This is a genomic window from Seohaeicola sp. 4SK31, from assembly GCF_028802875.1.
GTDB lineage: Bacteria > Pseudomonadota > Alphaproteobacteria > Rhodobacterales > Rhodobacteraceae > Seohaeicola.
Genome location: NZ_JARAMP010000017.1, coordinates 75477 through 92193 on the forward strand (window position 1 = coordinate 75477; position 16717 = coordinate 92193).

Consider the following 16717-nt stretch of genomic DNA (forward strand, 5'->3'; position numbering starts at 1 on the left):
GTGTAAACCGTTGGGGTGTCCCGTCAGGGGCTGAGAGGCGACAAGCCAACCCATCGAACCTGATCCGGGTCATACCGGCGGAGGGAACGGTGCATCGTCAGGGCAAATCTGCCCGCAGGACCGTCCTCCCCGTTTGTGATCCATCAACACGCGGGAGGCATGGGATGACCCCCATCGCATTGACAATCGCAGGCTCCGACAGCGGAGGTGGCGCGGGCATTCAGGCCGATCTCAAGGCGTTCTCGGCCCTTGGCGTTTATGGGGCCAGCGTCATCACGGCGCTGACCGCGCAGAACACCCGCGCGGTTACGCGTGTCGAACCCGCCAGCCCCGCCATGATCTCCGCGCAAATCGCGGCGGTGTTCGACGATCTTGACATCCACGCCGTGAAACTGGGGATGCTGGGCGGGGTCGAGGCGATCCGCACCGTCGCGGACGGTCTGCAAGGCCGCCCCATGCCCATCGTGCTCGACCCGGTGATGGTCGCCAAATCCGGCGATGCCCTGCTGCCGGATGAAGCCGTGGCCACCCTGCGCGCCGTGATGCTGCCCATCGCGACCCTGCTGACCCCCAACCTGCCCGAAGCCGCACGCCTGCTCGACTGCGCCCCGGCAACCAACGAGGTCGAAATGCAGGATCAGGGCCGCGCCCTGATGGCCTTGGGTGCCAAAGCCGTGCTGATGAAGGGCGGCCACGGCGCGGGCCAGACCTGCACCGATCTGCTGATCACGGCCGAAGGCACGCAGATCCTGACCGCGCCGCGCCGCGCCACGCGCAACACCCACGGCACTGGCTGCACCCTGTCGGCGGCCATCGCCGCAGGGCTGGCGCAGGGTTTGGACCTGCCGCAGGCCGTCACCCGCGCCCATGCCTATCTGCAAGGGGCCATCGCCGCTGCCGATACTCTGACAATCGGTCATGGTCACGGCCCTGTGCATCATTTCCACGCGGTCTGGCCGCATGTCTGATGTCACCATCATCGGCGCGGGCGTGGCGGGTCTCTGGGCCGCCTATGCCCTGTCAAAACGCGGGCTAACCCCGCGCTTGATCGACCGGAACGGCAACCCCGGCGCGCATGGGTGTTCATGGTGGGCGGGCGGGATGCTCGCCCCCTTCTGCGAAGGCGCCACGTCCGAAGCCGCCGTGATCGCGCATGGGCAGCAGGCGGCAAGCGACTGGGCCGAGGTGACAAAGGTGACGCAAAACGGCTCTCTTGTGGTCACCCTTGCCCGCGACCGGGCCGAGCTGGACCGTTTCGCCCGCCGCACCACAGGGCATGCCCGCATCAGCGGCGACACCCTCGCCACGTTGGAACCCGACCTTGCCACGCCGGGGCGCGAGGCGCTGTATTTCGACACCGAATCCCACCTGACCCCGCGCGCCGCGCTGGCCGATCTGGTGGCGGCCCTTACCGCCCGTGGCATCACGATTGAACAGGCCGAGGCCACGCCCGACGACGTCCACGGCACCGTGCTGGATTGCCGTGGCCTTGCCGCCAAACTGCCCTCCTTGCGCGGGGTGCGCGGCGAAATGGTCATGCTCAAAACCCATGAAGTGCGGCTCTCGCGCCCCGTGCGCCTGCTGCACCCGCGCCACCCGCTCTATATCGTGCCGCGTGGGGATGGCGTGTTCATGCTGGGTGCCACCCAGATCGAAAGCGCCGCCCCCGGCCCCATCACCGCCCGCGCCCTGCTGGAACTGCTGTCCGCCGCCTATGCCCTGCATCCCGCCTTCGCCGAGGCCGAGGTGATCGAAACCGGGGCCGACCTGCGCCCCGCCTTTGTCGATCACGTCCCCCGCGTGATCCGGCAGGGCCGCGTGCTGCATCTGAATGGCCTGTTCCGCCACGGCTATCTGATGGCCCCGGCACTGGCGCGGCAGGCAGCGGATTATCTTGAACATGGCACCAAAGGAGACCTGTTCCATGAGGATTGAGGTGAACGGAGAGGCGCGCGAGGTCACGGCCACGACCCTTGCCGCCGCGCTGGACGAACTGGGCTGGGGCACGGCCAAGGTGGCCACCGCGCTCAACGGCGATTTCGTGCCTGCCAGCGCCCGCGCGGACCAAGCCTTGCGCGATGGCGACAGGCTCGAAGTCCTCGCCCCCATGCAGGGGGGCTGAGCGATGCGCGAATTCTATGGCGTCACCCTCGACAGCCCGCTGATGCTGGGCACGGCGCAATACCCATCTCCGGCGGTGATGGAGGCAGCCTTCCGCGCCTCGGGCGCATCCGTGGCCACGGTGTCGCTGCGCCGCGAAACCGGCGGCGGGCAGGCGTTTTGGCAGATCATCAAGGGCCTGGGCGTGCATGTCCTGCCTAATACCGCAGGCTGCTATAGCGCGCGTGAGGCTATCACCACCGCCCGCATGGCGCGCGAGGTGTTCGAGACGAACTGGATCAAGCTGGAAGTCATCGGCCATGCCGACACGCTGCAACCCGACCCCTTTGGCACGCTGGAGGCGGCTGAGACCCTCTCGTCCGAGGGGTTCGAGGTCTTCCCCTACATGACCGAGGATCAGGTCCTCGCCCAGCGTCTTGTCGATGCGGGTTGCCGCGTCCTGATGCCATGGGGGGCGCCCATCGGGTCCGGTCTGGGGCTGAACAACCGCTACGGTCTGCGCACCCTGCGCGCGGCCTTCCCTGATATCCCCATGGTCGTGGACGCGGGGCTTGGCCTGCCCAGCCATGCGGGGGATGCCATGGAAATGGGCTTTGACGCCGTGCTGTTGAACACCGCCGTGGCGCAGGCCGACGATCCCGCGCTGATGGCCCAAGCCTTCGGCATGGCCGCGCGCGCGGGGCAAATGGCGCATCGCGCAGGCCCGATGGCCCCGCGTGACATGGCCGTCCCCTCTACCCCCGTCATCGGAAAGGCCTGGCTATGATGCTGCCCCGCTTCTATCCCATTTTCGATAGCGCCCGCTGGCTGGAACGCGCCCTGCCCTTGGGCGTCAAACTGGTGCAACTGCGCCTCAAGGATATGGACGACGCCGCCTTGCGGGCTGAAATCCGTCTTGGCCTGACCCTTGCCCGCCAGCATGGTGCCGCCTTGGTCGTCAATGATCACTGGCAGATCGCCATGGATGAAGGCGCGGATTGGCTGCATCTGGGGCAGGAAGACCTTGATACCGCCGATATTCCGGCCATCCGCCGCGCCGGACTGAAACTGGGCCTGTCCACCCATGACCATGCCGAACTCGACCGCGCGCTGGCGCTGTCGCCCGATTACGTGGCCTTGGGTCCGGTCTATCCCACCATCCTCAAGCAGATGAAATGGCATCAGCAGGGGGTGGATCGGGTGACTGAATGGAAGCGTCTGGCGGGCGATGTGCCGCTTTGCGCCATCGGTGGCCTCACACCGGAACGGGGCCGGGAATGTCTGGACGCAGGGGCCGATCTGGTCGCCGCCGTGACCGATATCACCCTGAACCCCGACCCCGAGGGGCGGATGCGCGACTGGCTGCGGGTCACCGCATGAGCCGCTATGCCCGCCAGATGATCCTGCCAGAGGTGGGTGCCTCAGGTCAGGCAAGGCTCACAGCCGCCCATGTGCTGGTCGTGGGCGCAGGCGGCTTGGGCGTGCCCGTGCTGCAATATCTTGTCGGCGCAGGCGTGGGGCGGATCACGCTGGTTGATGGGGACCGCATCGCCGCGCATAACCTGCACCGCCAGCCGCTCTATCGCATGGATCAGGTGGGACGTTACAAGGCCGAGGCGGCGGCCGAGGCTCTGGCCGCGCTGAACCCCGAGGTGACAGTCACCCCGGTGACCACATGGCTCGATCCCGCCAATGCCCCCGCGCTGGTGGCTGCTGCCGATCTGGTCATGGACTGCGCCGACACCTTCGCGGCCAGCCTCACCCTGTCCGACACCTGCATGGCGGCGGGCAAACCCCTGATCGCCGCCTCCGCGCTGGCCCTGTCTGGCTATGTCGGCGGCTTCTGCGGGGGTGCACCCAGCCTGCGCGCGCTGTTCCCCGACCTGCCCGAACGTGGCGCCACCTGTGACACCGCGGGCGTAATGGGCCCGGTGGTGGCCACCATCGGCGCGATACAGGCGCAGATGGCACTCTCAACCCTGCTGGACCTGCGCCCCTCCCCCCTTGGTCAACTGATCACCTTCGACGCCGCCCGCTGGCGCCTTGGCGGCTTCCGCTTCGACCGCGCACCCGAACCTGCGCAACCCATTCCCTTCATCGCCCCATCGCAGATCACCCCGGACGATCTGGTCTTCGACCTTCGGACCGAAGAACCCGCCCCCTTCCGCGCAGATGCGCGGCACGGCGCGCTCGATCCCGCCTTCACCCCGCCGCCCGGCACACCCCGCGTGATCCTCGCCTGCCGCACCGGCCTGCGCGCCCATCACGCAGGAGCCGCCCTGCGATCCCGCTGGACAGGGCACATCGCCCTCCTCGCTGTCCCCCCAACCGACTGACCCCGAAAGGCCCCCCGATGAAACGCACCCTGACAACCCTCGCCCTGACACTTGCCCTTGCCCTTCCCGCACAGGCGCAGGCGCAGGACAAGCTGACCCTCATGCTCGACTGGTTCGTGAACCCCGATCACGGCCCCATCATTCTGGCGCAGGAACTGGGCTATTTCGCCGATGCGGGTCTCGAGGTCGAGATCGTCACCCCCGCTGACCCCAACGACCCGCCCCGCATGGTCGCCGCAGGCCGCGTGGACCTTGCCGTCTCCTATCAGCCGCAGCTTCACCTCAGCCGCCATGCGGGCCTGCCGCTGACCCGCGTGGGCACGCTGATCGAAACCCCGCTCACCTGCCTTGTCACCTTGGCGGATGGCCCCGTCGGGTCCATCCCCGACCTGAAAACCCGCAAGGTCGGCTTTGCCGTTGCGGGCGTGCAGGAGGTGATGCTGAACGCCATGCTCGCCCATCACGGTCTTGCGCCCACAGATGTCGAACAGATCAATATCGGCTGGTCGATCAGCCCCGCGCTGATGTCAGGTCAGGTCGATGCCGTCATCGGCGCCTTTCGCAATTTCGAGCTGAACCAACTGGCGCTGGAGGGGCGCGAGGGGCGCTGCTTCTACCCCGAGGCGGAAGGCATCCCCGCCTATGACGAGCTGATCTATGTAGCCGATCCCGCCCGCATGGACACCGGGGTGATCGCCCGCTTCCTGCACGCCATCGAACGCGCCGCCCTGCATATCGTGAACCAGCCCGAGGCCGCGTGGGAGATGTTCCGCAGCACCGATGCCACGCTGGATACCGACCTCAACCGTCTGGCCTGGGCCGACACTTGGCCGCGCTTTGCCATGCGCCCGGCTGCCCTTGACCTTGGCCGCTACACCCGGTTCGAGGCGTTTCTGGCCGAGGCGGGCGCGACACCGGGCGGTATCCCCGCCGCCGATCTGGCGGTGGACGTGACCGGAGCCACCGAATGACCGCGCCCGATTATGGCCGCGCCTTCACCCTGTGGCGCGCATCCGCCCCGCACTGGCACGCCTACACCCATCACGCCTTTGTCGAAGGGCTGCGCACAGGCACCCTGCCCCGCAACGCGTTCCTGCATTACCTCAAACAGGATTACGTCTTCCTGATCCACTTCTCGCGCGCATGGGCGTTGGCCGCTGCCAAATCCGACACGCTGGCCGAGATGCAGGCCGCCAGCGCCACGCTGCATGCGCTGGCGCATGTAGAGATGCCCCTGCATGTCCGCCTCTGCGCCGAAGCGGGCATCCCCGAAGAGGCGCTGCAATCGACCGGGGAAGCCGCACAGAACCTTGCCTATACCCGCTATGTGCTGGAGGCGGGCTATTCAGGTGACTTCCTCGATCTGATGGCGGCACTCGCCCCTTGCGTGTTGGGCTATGGCGAAATCGGCGCGCGGCTGGCAGGGACCACAGGCCCCTATGCCGACTGGTGCGCCACCTATGGCGGGGCCGACTATCAGCAGCTTTGCCACGATGTCGGCACACTGATCGATGGAGCGCTGATCCACCGCCTTGGCCCTGACTGGCCCAGCCTGCCCCGCGCCCAAAGCCTTGCCGCCCGCTTCGCCACCGCGACGCGGCTTGAGGTCGGCTTTTGGGATATGGGCCTTTTCCCCGCATGACCGCCCCCGCCCTGCAAATCGCGGGCGATCTGCGGCTGGGGGGGCAGACCCTTTGCCCCGCGCTGAACCTGACATGTCCGGCGGCACAATGGACCGTGCTCCTTGGCCCTTCCGGCGTGGGCAAATCCACTCTTGCCCGGATGATCGCGGATGTTCCCTGCCCCGCGCATCTGACAGGCGGGATCACCGCCAGCGATGGCAAACCGCTGGACGGGCGCGTGATCCTGATGGCCCAGACCGATCAATTGCTGCCTTGGGCCAGTGTTCTGGACAATGTCACCCTTGGCGCGCGGCTGCGCGGACAAAACCCGGACCGCGCCCGCGCGCTGGACCTGCTGAACCGCGTGGGTCTTGACGGATATGCCACCCGCCGCCCCGCGACCCTGTCAGGCGGGCAGCGGCAGCGCGTGGCGCTGGCCCGCACATTGATGGAGGATCGCCCCATCGTGGTCATGGACGAGCCGTTCTCCGCCCTCGACGCCGCCACCCGCGCCACGATGCAGGACGCGACCGCGACGCTGCTGCGCGGGCGCACGGTGATCCTGATCACCCATGACCCGTTGGAGGCCGCGCGTCTGGCCCATCACGCCCATCTGATGCGGACAGATGGACTGCACCCTCTGCCCCTGCCCGCGACCGCCCCACCCCGCGCCCTGTCCGATCAGGCCACGCTGTCGGCACAGGCCGATCTCTATGCACGGCTGATGCAGGTGCCTGCATGACGCGCCTTCTGCCCGGCCTGGCCGCCCTCGCCTTTGCCCTGACCCTGTGGCAAGCCATTGTCTGGCTGACAGGGGTGCCGCATTTCATCCTGCCCGGCCCCGCCCGCGTGGGGGCGGCGCTGCTGAACAACGCCGCGCTGTTGGTGCATCAGGCAGGGTTCACGCTGGCCAACCTCGGCATGGGCCTTGCGGCCGGGATCACCCTCGGCATCGCCTCCGCCCTCAACCTTGCCATGTCGCCTGCCGCGCGGGTGCTCTTGCGTCCGCTCATGGTCTTTGCCCAAGCCGTGCCGGTTTTCGCTCTGGCCCCCATCGTCACGCTCTGGCTGGGCTATGGCGCACCGTCCAAGATCGTGATGGTGGCGCTGGTCACCTATTTCCCTGTCACCTCGGCCTTTTTCGACGGGCTGATGCGCTTGCCGCCCATCCTCGACGACCTGACACGGCAGATGCAGGCCAAGCCCCTGCGCCGCCTGATGCTGGTGCAACTGCCCCATGCCCTGCCCGCCTTGGGATCAGGGCTACGGCTGGCGGCGGTGCAGGCGCCTTTTGCGGTCATCATCGCGGAATGGGTCGGCGCATCAAAAGGGTTGGGCCATCTGATGCTGATCTCCAACGGGCGTGGCCAGACCGACCTGATGTTCGCGGCGCTGATCCTTCTGGCCAGCCTCAGCCTGATGCTTTTTCTGGCCGTAGACCGTCTGGCGCGGCACTGGGACCGCAGGGTTTAGGCCGCCTGCCATACCGGGCATCACGGTGCCGCATTTTTCCGATTGGCCTCCGCCCGGCAAGCACCTAGACTCGCGACTGTCTGTGAATGGTGATGCAGGGCGCGCGGGGTATGTCGCAGCGTGCCTGCCCGTGTGGTAGGATCGGTATCTTGACAATTGCGCCCCTGTTGGACTGTCCCGCAGACGCCCCGACGCCCCTGACAGCAAGACGGCGCGCATGAGCGAGCCATCCCCTCTCGATGCGCTCTGGTCGCGCTTTGCGGACCCCGTCACCCTGCAAACCCGACCGCAAGCCAGAATTGATCCCCGATTCTACGCGACCATGAACCCCGACGTGACCGCCGCAGGGGTCGATCCCACCCACCATTTCCACACCTACGGACAGACCGAGGGACGGCACGGCACCACCTATGCCCAACTGCGCGCGACATGGTCCGCGCTGGACGGGATGCTGGCCGATCTGGCCACCGCGCCCGAGATCTGTGCCGCCTTCCGCGCCAGGATGCCGGGCATCCACGAGGTCTTTTTCGAATTGATGTTGCTGGGCGACCCGGTGGACCGTCGCGTCTCCTGCTTTTCCGCGCGCTTCTACCTGACCCATAACCCCGATGTCGCCAGATCCGGCACGATACCGTTCTTGCACTACCTGCGCCACGGCATCGCGGAAAACCGCCCCAGCCTGCGCCACCTGCGCGAGAACCAGTTTCCCGGTCAGATCCCCCATGACCCGGCCAAGCCGACCCTGCTGATCGGGCTGCACGAATTCTCAAGAACCGGCGCGCCGATCGTGGGGCTTGATCTGGCCCGCAGCGAGGCGCACAGCCACAACGTGGTGATTGCAGGGCTGCGCGGCGGCCCGCTGCTGGATGACCTGACAGCCCATGCGGTCTGCGTGATCGTGACCGACTCGCCCGACCAGACCCTGCCCTATATCGACCATCCGGCGCTGGAGCGGATCGACAGGGCTGTGCTGAACTCGGTCGAAGCCTTCCCCTTCGCGCCCTTTCTGGTGCGCCACGGGATTCCCTGGGCCAGCTATATCCACGAATACACCGACTATATCCGCCCGGCCAACAAGGCGGTGCTGATGGCGGCCTTTTCCGACCTGCTGGTCTTTTCGTCCGAGCAGGTCCGCCAAAGCTGGACCGGCGTGATGGCGGATGTCGATGCCGACCCTCTGCGCGACTCGATCGTATTGCCGCAATATCCGTTCCGCCCCGCAACTCTGGACCGTGCCAGCCACGAGGCCGGACGCCGGACCCTTGCATCCCTGACCGGACAGGACCTGACCGGGCGGCGCGTCGTGGTCGGCGCAGGTCACGCGCAATGGCGCAAGGGCACCGATCTGTTCATCCTGACCGCACAGATCGCCCATGCGCGCGGCGATGACAGCCTCTATGTCTGGGTCGGCGACGGCCTCAATCACGAGGACATGCATTTCGGCGTCTGGCTGGACAAGCACATGCGCGCGGCGCGGGCCAATGAACCGGGCAGCAACCTTGTCTTTCTGCCCGCAGGCCCGCATTACCGCGACGTCCTGCGCGCGGCGGATTTCTTCTACCTGCCCTCCCGGCTGGACCCGCTGCCCAATGTCGTCTTCGACGCCGCCGCATCCGGTTGCCGGATCGTGATCTTCGCCCAAGGCTCGGGCTTCGACGATCCGGCCTACAGCACTGACCCGACGCTGCATGTCCTGCCCTATGGCGACATTGCCGCCGCAGCCAGCCTCATCGCCACCTTGCCGCACAAGACCGCAGGCACCACCGCACCGCCTGCCACAAACGCCACACCGGTGCTGCCGCAGATCCTCGACGCCCTGTCCCAACGCCTCGGGAACCGCAGCACCCCATGCCGCACGACCGGGGATTACGACCTGCCGCTCCTGTTCCCCGCAGGCCCCGAAGACGCAGACGCGCGGGCAGCGGCCCGACAGAAGATGTGGACCTGTGGTCGCCGCCTCATCTGGCCCGATCTGGCCACGGTCCAGAGCGAGATCGCGCGCTCGGACAACTGGGTGCATCGCCACATGCGGACCGCCCGCTTCGCCTGTGTCGCGGGTGGAACCATCCCACCCTTCGCCGTGCATATCCACGCCTACCACCTTGACGACCTCGCCACCGACCTGTCGCGATACAAGGCGCTCCGCGCCGCCAGCCGTGTGGTCGTCACCACCGATACCCGGCGCAAGGCCGCACAGATATCCCGGATCGGACAGCAGGCCGGCCTCGCTCTGGAGGTGATCGAGATGCCCAATCTCGGCCGCGACATCCTGCCATTTCTCCGCCTGTTCTGCGAAGGTCACACCCAGACGGACCCGGACGCGGTCTGGTGCCACATCCATCTGAAGAAATCCCTCGCCACGACCGCGACGGGCGATGTCTGGAAACGGTTTCTGCTGACGATCCTTCTGGGCGACGACCAAGCGGTCTCGGATGCCGTGCAGCGCTTCACGGACCCGAACCTCGGTCTGGTCGCGCCCTTGGACCCCTACCGCTATGGCTGGACGGAATCCCGCCGCCTCCTGCCACGCTTTGCCGGGCAATTCCCCGCGCCCCTCCCCGCGCATCCGATCCTTTTCCCCATCGGCAACATGTTCTGGACCCGCGCGCGCGTCGCCACCCGCATGGCCCGGATCTTCGGTCCCAGCTATCCTTGGCCCAACGAACCCCTGCCGACGGACGGCACGGAATTTCACCTGATCGAGCGACTTTGGCCAACCGTCGCGGCGATGGAAGGGCTGATCTCGCTCTTTCTGGAGAAAGCTGATCAGCCACGGTGAGGCTGGGCAGGACCTCATCATGCCAAAACCTATACCCAAGCCCCAATGGAAAGACCCTTTCCGTCAGCCCCGGACGTCAAAGACTTCGCGGATAACGCTGGCCTGATCTTCCGACAAACCGAGCGAAGGCGGCCTCTCGTCGAAAGGCGCAGGTATTATTGAGATCCTTTGAGCAGGCGCAAGGCAACCGTTCACAGTTGTCACGGCTTCTCCGATCCGGTCACTGAATGACTGGGCCTGATCACTTGGCAGATAGATGGACTCCGCTGCCACATTCGGAAGCTTGTTTACAAGTGCCTCTGACACCTTTCGACCCCACTCGCCTCCAAAGTCCCTGTTCACCGACAGGACGGCCTGCAATTCAGCATGAGTCAATGATCTATTGACTGTTCCCAATCGCAGTTCTTGAGCCGGATCAAAAAGATGAGGCACGCCAACGATGTCGAAAATTCGCCGCGTGATCCCATGTTTTACTGCGGAGTAGTTGATCACCGTAAACTTCAGGTTCAACGCGCGCATCCGCTTGATCAGATACGCAGCATGAATGATATGGCTTTCGGTCTTCGCATAGTCCTCGAATTCTCCGGTGTATCCCGTGCCTTTGACCATCTGAACATACGCTGACCAGATCATGTCGAAAGGCTCGCGCACATTCAGGATGATATGGAATTCTAACCGCGCTGCCAGACTGGGAGCCGCCTCAAAGAACGGGTCCATCAGCCAGAAGATGTTTTCGTTCGAAAACAGGAAACGTTCAAACCGAGGGTTTCTATCTATTTCCGGCAAAACCTGTGCCTCGAACCAATCGGGGTATGTCCCATCCAGATTTCCCGACGTCACGTTGCCCAATGTGGCAAAGTGAAACGACGGATGTTCCGGATAACACAAACCCGCTGCTCGAAGATCGGAGTGCAGCCGTGCCAAAGCCGTTTGCGTGGCAGATGTGCCAGTCTTGCCGTGGCCGATGTGGAGAAAGACCTTCTTCACCTGACCAAGCACCTCAAAACGCGAAACTGACTCAACAGGCGAAAATTGGTGGGTGATGAGAGACTCGAACTCCCGACATCTTCGGTGTAAACGAAGCGCTCTACCAACTGAGCTAATCACCCGCTGCGACTGCTTAGCGCGGCTCTGCAAGCGGCGCAAGACGGCAATGGAGCAAAAAGGGTTAACCCCGCGCCCGATGCCGTTCGGCCCCTTGTGTTGAATCCAAAGGGTTTTTCCGGTGTCCCACCGTGGGAGATGGTATCAAAAGCAAGGGGAATGGTGGGTGATAAGAGATTCGTACTCCCACCGGCGGATTCTTGTGTATAAAATATTGATTTCATTTACAACAACTCCCAAAAGTACCATAGACACAGGATGATCAGTACCATAGGAAACGAGCATGCCTCGCAAAAGTACCGCTATTCCCCTGCCTCGCTTCATCACCGCATACCGCCGTCAGAAACGAACCGCATACAAGTACCAGCGCGATGTACCCAAGGCAATTCAGGGCCTACTGGACCGAAAGCGTTGGGAGTATTCGCTGGGCAGTGATCTTACCGAGGCACTGAATCGCGGTGGTGCTTACAAAGTCGAACATGACCGGATCATAGCCCTTCTGACAAACATCGAATCTCGTGACGAAGTAGTGCGAAGAGGTGTTGAACTCATTGCCGCCACCAAACTTCGTGACGATATCGAGGGCGATCCCGACGCCCTTGTCCTTTCGTGGCGTGACACGGAAGAGCACATGAAGGGTGCGGCAAAACTTTCTCAGAAATATGAGCGGGAGTCCCTCTCCGCCTTCGCGTGGCAAGCATTTGGTGATAGGTCGCATATAGACCAGTTTAAAGACCCCTCCCCCTTCCTGAAAGAAGCTCTTGCCTTGCCGGTGTCCTTGCCCCCTGACGAGGGCGATAAAGTTTCGAGTGCGCTCTACACCGCCATGCAAGCCGCGCTCAGAACACGCCTTGTCGAGCTGGTGGGGCAATCGCAGGAAAGCGATGAATACCGCCTGTCGGCTTTGCGAGAACGGTACTTTAAGCTAAATAATTCTTCCCCTGCGACAATGCGTAGTTATCGAGGCAAAATCGACGCCATGACAACCAAGATTGGCGATCTACCGCTGCACCAGATCACGCCAGAAAAGCTGCGACTGTACCGGGACCACCTACTAGAAGAAGGCCTTAAACCTGATTCAGTAGCCCAGTACTTTGCCCCGATCAAAGCAATCATGCGTTGGGCAATTTCAGAAGAGCTGGTACCCGGATTTGAAGCAATGCCCACCGATAAGGTGAAAATGCCCCGAAACGACACGCCGATTGAAGTGTCTCGATGGCAGCGATTTGACGATGACGAGATCAAGAAGGTATGGACCATTGTTCAAAGAACATGGGGACCAGAATCGCGCTATGTTCCGCACCGTCGCGAAGCGTTCAAATGGGCTTTCCGTGTCGCGCTCTATACAGCGGCCCGTCCAGTTGAAATCTTCCGTTTAAAGCCAGAAAATGTAACTACGGAATTTATCTACCTCACGGAAACAAAAACTCGAATTAGCCGCAAGCTGCCCCTTTCAAAACACATTGCAGGGTTCCATGAGTTTATGAAAGATGGTGGGTGGAAACTTGGGACAACAAAGCCCGAGTCCGTGGCTGGGACCATGTCTGACTCCTTCTCCACGGCTATCCGGGCGACGGGTTTCACGAATGACCGGCACGTCCTTTACAGTACCAAGGATACGCTCGTTGATCGCCTGCAACGGGCTGGACGGTCTGACGATGTGATAAGAGGCATAACCGGGCATGTCTCGGGGCAAGGGCATCTTCGCAACTACAAAACACGCTTGAACGATACACCGGAAGGTCTGGCGATTTTACGCAAAGCGTTGGACGCAATCTCCTACTGGTGACCTCCTCCCCTTTTGCATCACACGACAACTACTATTTGTAGGCAGAAAACTCTCGCCAAAGCGCCTCCTCGATAAAACGGTAATCACGAAATCCGTCTGGGCAGATGAGGGAGTTTTTTTCTAAGTAACTGCCTTTGGACCTTTTTCTGGTCTCGTCGCTCAGAATCGCATGGCCAGACGGAGCAGGATTTCCATAGTACAATGAAAGGTTCCATCCCATATCAGGCCACTTTGGGCTAGTTTTCGGATCGATTCTATCCCAACTAGAACTAAATCCGACAAAGTCATTCATTAGGTTGATGTTCCCACCGCTTTCATCATTAGCATAAACTATCTCTGGTTTAATGACCAACGTAGTATACTTCCCAGAAAAGCTAACTCGCATGCGCGCCTTGTGCTCAATTCCTTCTTGGTAAAGTGTCGCAAAGACCACACCATCCGAAACTGAGAATTCAAACAAAAAAATGTCGCCTTTCTTTGTTTCCGAGACTGCAATTTCACCCTCTAAACTCGATCCAAAAAATGCCTTCGTTTCTGTCACGACACATTCGATCTGGATAATCTCAGCTTGTGCATACGAAGCAAGAATTAGCGTTGAGAAAGCAATACAAAGTGAACGGCGCATGGTGTTACCTATGTTGGTTTGAGCGTAGTGGTTAGCCTCGCCGAACTAACCTCGCAACACCTAAACGGCAACGCACCCCAAAAGCACAAGAACGGCGCGATAACCCAGCCTTCTCCAAGGCTGTCAAGGTTGACCATTTAGGTTGCGACCACGGCCTACCTTCGCATGCTCAATGAACCAGTGGAGGGCACGCACCAACGGGATTCGAATCGAATTCATGATCCGTTCTGGCGAAATATTGACTTGTCAATAGAAATATAATATACTTAACACATAAATCGACGTCCGACAGCAAGCGCTGTCTTAGGCTGTAAGCTCGGCCAGACCTCCCCCCAGATCGTAGAACAACCGGACACCGGATGAACCCTGACAGCACCACTATGCGTAGTACCGACCTCTGTGCCCTTCTTGGGGCCTCGGATCAGAGCCTGTATCGATGGCTGGGGCGTCCGTATCCGCCGCACCACTTCTCTAGTGCTGCACCGCGAGGCAGAACCTACGCGGTGCCGGAAGTGGTCGCCCCGACTGCGCGAACGTCGCGCGCGCGGCCTGTCTGGGGATGACCTCGCCCGCGTGGTAGATTTCGACACAGTGGATCGCTCCGCCATGGAGTCCGATTTTCTTTGGGTTGGGGAATATGCGCAGAGGCGGGCAGCGGAGTTCTTCGCCTGCCTTGAGGGAGAAGAAACTGAGCGTGCACGGGACTGCATGAAGGCAGTACGCAACGCAGCCCTTGCCTGCGGACTGCCCGTCATTTCGCCCCTTGGGAAGATTGCCCTCCTTCACCCCGGCATTGTTCGGTTTGTTCTGACCGATGACCCAGCAGAACTGCCGGTGGGTGATGCAGGCTGGGCGTCCTTCGCGAAGGCGTTGTGGGCCGTAAATCCAGATCATGAAAGCGAGGCTGCATGACCATTGAATCTCTTGAATCCCTACTCCCCCACCTTTCCGATGAAGACCGGGCCAACTTCATGCGGGCCGTAGGAGAGGTCGGAGCGGCCTTCGCCGCCCATACTACAATTGAACTTGACCCCACTCTGATCGGCAATCTTCCGCAGGTCCGCGAGCATGTCATGTCAGGGGGTGCAATCGCGCTGAACGTTTCCGAGGCATTGGATTTTCTCAAGGCGGAGCCTTCCATCTCCAATGCCTTGATCAAGGCAGAGGTTCAGGCCGCTGAAGTGTCCAAGATTCAGGCCGATACTGCGAACATGAGCCGAACAGAAAAGATGAACTATGCCCGTGAGCGCGGACTCGACCGCCCCCGTGCGGACGCTGCCGCGTCCATGAGCATTAACGAACACGCTGCCGTATTGGCGGGCCTCTCGCCCATGCAGCGTATCAATTATGCACGCCGCCATGGCCTCGTTTAGCGGAGATTGCACTTGATGACGCTTGACGAGATCGAAGTGGCTGTACGCGCGCAGAACGGCCACTGGGCACCCTTCTTTCGTCGCCACGGTGCAGGTTGGCATTGCATCTTGTACCCTCGCCATATCCTCACTGATGAAGAGTATCAGGCGCTTGCGGCGCGGTTGCGGGGTTCAAGCCTGATCCGCGCCCCCGACACAAAGGCTGGTGGACTGGTAGTCGCTCTCCTGTTGGGGACGAATCGATGATCCGAATTCGCTTGAATTGGGGGCTGTTCCGCACGTTGGAAGCGGCCTATGGCGACAGCGCAAGACGTTCCCGCGCCGCATAAACAGTCTGTTGATAGCATGAGCACAATCAACATGTAGTGTAGTAGCTTCGTCACATTTCTACAAACTTCAGCTTGAAGCCGAACTTCGAAAGCAACCTTTGAGCTTCAAGCTTAAGTTACTATTTTCAGTAGCTTGTGCCAATTTCCATACCCCCTTCACGGGTATGAATTTGGCGGCTATCCCTAGGTCATCAACAACTGAAGGACACACAAAATGCTGAATGAAATCACCTTAGGAAAGAAGCGCCGCACCCTCATCCGCGCCGCCCGCGAACGCGCTCTGATTACCTTGACCGCCGAAATGGCCGAGCTGGCGCTGTGCCCTTTGTCGGCGACGAATAACGAGATGCTGGGTCTGCTCGCGTCGCAGGTGCTGCACGTTGCCGGAAAGCCGGTCGGAGGGTTGGTGTAATGGATACCACCCAGCGCAATATCGAAACCGCTCGAACCGCACTTGTCGCAATCGACTGGGACGGGGACGACCCAATGCCGGTTGTCGGGTTGATTTACGCCCTCATCACCGAACTGGAAGAAGTGGGGCACACCCGGCGGAGTATGTCGGCGATGCTTAGGTCCATGGGCGATGCGTGGGCAGCGGCTGTGCCTGACACTACCAAACGACGCCCGCCAAGAGTGCACTAATACAAGACGCTAGTGCGTCGGACAAAGCGCACGTCGCCCCACCGGGGCGGCGGCGAAATTAGAGGAGCCGAGCTGATAACCTTTTGACTGATAAGGAGAAATGACGAATGGCAGTAAATACGGCGGACAACCCCTTTGCTCTCGCCGGGCAGAACATCCCAGATGACGAAGTTTGCGAGGTGATCGACCGGGACGAGGTCCAGATCTCCAATGTGGTTAAGCTGGACCCTCGCAAGGGCGAGCCGCACGACCGCTTGCCCACAAGGGGCGTTTTCAACCTCCCCCCTTGCAAGAGTCTCTATCACACCAAACGAGCACAGAGCGTGCGTGAGCGCGCACAGGTGGAATTGTCGGAAGAGCTTACGGACGCCATGCGGACCCTTTTCGACGGAGGGCTGCGGCGGGCCAATGAGCACTATGCGGACGTCGCCGACCATAACGCGATGACACTGGCCTATGCGCTCAGGTATGCCGCCTGCGGTCTGCACGTGATCGACTCCCACGCTATTGACCCCAAGACCGGCGAAGGCACGGATCGTCAAGGC

18 protein-coding genes, 1 tRNA gene and 1 riboswitch are annotated in these 16717 nt (G+C 62.1%); of the genes, 16 read left to right on the plus strand and 3 right to left on the minus strand.

The genetic code is table 11. The annotated features are described in order from the left end of the window. Window position 1 precedes the first annotated feature (1 nt). A riboswitch (TPP riboswitch) is annotated at window positions 2–103 on the plus strand. 61 nt (window positions 104–164) lie between these two features. From thiD to PVW27_RS14910, 11 genes are all read left to right on the plus strand, one after another. Further along, window positions 165–968, plus strand: a complete 804-nt coding sequence (gene thiD / locus PVW27_RS14860; RefSeq protein WP_274558987.1) for a bifunctional hydroxymethylpyrimidine kinase/phosphomethylpyrimidine kinase — start codon at window positions 165–167, stop codon at window positions 966–968. Continuing rightward, window positions 961–1935 carry an FAD-dependent oxidoreductase gene (locus PVW27_RS14865; RefSeq protein ID WP_274558988.1) on the plus strand — a complete coding sequence of 325 codons (975 nt, stop codon included), beginning with the start codon at window positions 961–963 and terminating at the stop codon, window positions 1933–1935. The genes thiD and PVW27_RS14865 overlap by 8 nt, the downstream gene beginning before the upstream one ends. Continuing rightward, window positions 1925–2122: a sulfur carrier protein ThiS gene (gene thiS, locus PVW27_RS14870; protein ID WP_274558990.1), complete on the plus strand. Its 198-nt coding sequence runs from the start codon at window positions 1925–1927 to the stop codon at window positions 2120–2122. Before PVW27_RS14865 ends, thiS begins: the two co-directional genes overlap by 11 nt. 3 nt (window positions 2123–2125) lie before the next feature. Beyond that, on the plus strand, window positions 2126–2887 hold the full coding sequence (locus tag PVW27_RS14875) for a thiazole synthase (RefSeq protein ID WP_274558992.1): 762 nt from the start codon (window positions 2126–2128) through the stop codon (window positions 2885–2887). After that, window positions 2884–3480, plus strand: coding sequence for a thiamine phosphate synthase (locus PVW27_RS14880; RefSeq protein ID WP_274558994.1), 597 nt, complete (start codon window positions 2884–2886; stop codon window positions 3478–3480). The genes PVW27_RS14875 and PVW27_RS14880 overlap by 4 nt, the downstream gene beginning before the upstream one ends. Next, complete coding sequence (locus tag PVW27_RS14885) at window positions 3477–4436, plus strand: HesA/MoeB/ThiF family protein (RefSeq protein ID WP_274558995.1); 960 nt, start codon at window positions 3477–3479, stop codon at window positions 4434–4436. The genes PVW27_RS14880 and PVW27_RS14885 overlap by 4 nt, the downstream gene beginning before the upstream one ends. Window positions 4437–4453: 17 nt before the next feature. Continuing rightward, the gene (locus PVW27_RS14890; RefSeq protein WP_274558997.1) at window positions 4454–5407 is read left to right on the plus strand and encodes an ABC transporter substrate-binding protein; all 954 of its coding nucleotides are present in this window, start codon (window positions 4454–4456) and stop codon (window positions 5405–5407) included. Further along, window positions 5404–6078: a TenA family protein gene (locus tag PVW27_RS14895; RefSeq protein ID WP_274558998.1), complete on the plus strand. Its 675-nt coding sequence runs from the start codon at window positions 5404–5406 to the stop codon at window positions 6076–6078. The genes PVW27_RS14890 and PVW27_RS14895 overlap by 4 nt, the downstream gene beginning before the upstream one ends. Continuing rightward, complete coding sequence (locus PVW27_RS14900; protein ID WP_274559000.1) at window positions 6075–6800, plus strand: ABC transporter ATP-binding protein; 726 nt, start codon at window positions 6075–6077, stop codon at window positions 6798–6800. The genes PVW27_RS14895 and PVW27_RS14900 overlap by 4 nt, the downstream gene beginning before the upstream one ends. Then, on the plus strand, window positions 6797–7531 hold the full coding sequence (locus PVW27_RS14905) for an ABC transporter permease (RefSeq protein ID WP_274559002.1): 735 nt from the start codon (window positions 6797–6799) through the stop codon (window positions 7529–7531). The genes PVW27_RS14900 and PVW27_RS14905 overlap by 4 nt, the downstream gene beginning before the upstream one ends. A gap of 217 nt (window positions 7532–7748) precedes the next feature. Continuing rightward, complete coding sequence (locus tag PVW27_RS14910; RefSeq protein WP_274559003.1) at window positions 7749–10310, plus strand: rhamnan synthesis F family protein; 2562 nt, start codon at window positions 7749–7751, stop codon at window positions 10308–10310. Between the two features lie 63 nt (window positions 10311–10373). On the opposite strand, the gene PVW27_RS14915 is transcribed toward PVW27_RS14910, so the two are convergent. Continuing rightward, window positions 10374–11297 carry a hypothetical protein gene (locus PVW27_RS14915; protein WP_274559004.1) on the minus strand — a complete coding sequence of 308 codons (924 nt, stop codon included), beginning with the start codon at window positions 11295–11297 and terminating at the stop codon, window positions 10374–10376. 46 nt (window positions 11298–11343) lie between these two features. After that, window positions 11344–11419 (minus strand) — tRNA-Val (locus PVW27_RS14920). 278 nt (window positions 11420–11697) lie between these two features. On the opposite strand from PVW27_RS14920, the gene PVW27_RS14925 reads away from it, so the two are divergent. Further along, window positions 11698–13203 carry a site-specific integrase gene (locus PVW27_RS14925; RefSeq protein ID WP_274559005.1) on the plus strand — a complete coding sequence of 502 codons (1506 nt, stop codon included), beginning with the start codon at window positions 11698–11700 and terminating at the stop codon, window positions 13201–13203. A gap of 31 nt (window positions 13204–13234) precedes the next feature. Here PVW27_RS14925 and PVW27_RS14930 read toward each other — a convergent pair whose 3' ends face one another. Further along, window positions 13235–13828, minus strand: coding sequence for a hypothetical protein (locus PVW27_RS14930; RefSeq protein WP_274559006.1), 594 nt, complete (start codon window positions 13826–13828; stop codon window positions 13235–13237). A gap of 606 nt (window positions 13829–14434) precedes the next feature. Between PVW27_RS14930 and PVW27_RS14935 the strand changes: the two genes are divergently transcribed. From PVW27_RS14935 to PVW27_RS14950, 4 genes are all read left to right on the plus strand, one after another. Continuing rightward, entirely contained in the window at window positions 14435–14740 is a 306-nt protein-coding gene (locus PVW27_RS14935) for a hypothetical protein (protein WP_274559008.1), read from the plus strand. Continuing rightward, window positions 14737–15201, plus strand: coding sequence for a hypothetical protein (locus tag PVW27_RS14940; RefSeq protein WP_274559010.1), 465 nt, complete (start codon window positions 14737–14739; stop codon window positions 15199–15201). Before PVW27_RS14935 ends, PVW27_RS14940 begins: the two co-directional genes overlap by 4 nt. Window positions 15202–15744: 543 nt before the next feature. Beyond that, window positions 15745–15942: a hypothetical protein gene (locus PVW27_RS14945; protein WP_274559012.1), complete on the plus strand. Its 198-nt coding sequence runs from the start codon at window positions 15745–15747 to the stop codon at window positions 15940–15942. Window positions 15943–16279: 337 nt separating this feature from the next. Beyond that, the coding region (locus tag PVW27_RS14950; RefSeq protein ID WP_274559013.1) for a hypothetical protein at window positions 16280–16717 on the plus strand (438 nt) is incomplete at its 3' end.